This is a genomic window from Klebsiella sp. HMSC25G12 (assembly GCF_001807705.1).
GTDB lineage: Bacteria > Pseudomonadota > Gammaproteobacteria > Enterobacterales > Enterobacteriaceae > Klebsiella > Klebsiella variicola.
Genome location: NZ_KV789918.1, coordinates 1 through 521 on the forward strand (window position 1 = coordinate 1; position 521 = coordinate 521).

General features: G+C 65.6%; 1 protein-coding gene. It reads left to right on the plus strand.

Features of this window, described 5'->3' with window-relative positions:
- A partial coding sequence (locus tag HMPREF3096_RS31095) for a hypothetical protein (protein WP_176747758.1) occupies nt 1-189 on the plus strand: 189 nt, incomplete at its 5' end.
- Between the last annotated feature and the right edge of the window lie 332 nt (nt 190-521).

Below are 521 nucleotides of genomic sequence, written 5' to 3' on the forward strand. Positions count from 1 at the left end.
CGCAGCGCCGCCGGGCAAGATATCAGGCACGGTATCCTTGATTTCGCCGGGTGGCGGCGTACGCCTTACCCGGCCTACAAACCCAAATCACCGCGGGTCCTGGGGCTGCTGAAACTGCCGGTGCTGGCGGCCTCAACATCGCTGAGACGTTCCCGGCAGGCCGGGGCAGCCCGCATGGATGCGGGCTGAGGGCCGTGTTTTGCAGGGACGCTGCCTCGGCCCGACCCGAAGCCTGCAGGGATAAGTCGAAGGGACCACGCAGTGGCGATGTTGCTGGCCGGAGCCCGGGGGTACAGGGGGCGGCGGCGACTGGCCGCCCCCTGTGCGCTCCCAGCACCATAAGTGACATAACGCAGACGATTAACCGGGAGCGCAAACTACGCTGAAGCCACAGATAACATAAACAACCACACTGCAGTGCTTCCCCTCACCCTAGCCCTCTCCCGAAGGGAGAGGGAACCGTCCGGCTGGCGCTTAGGCCCATGCAAGCGCAGCGCCGCCGGGCAAGATATCAGGCACGG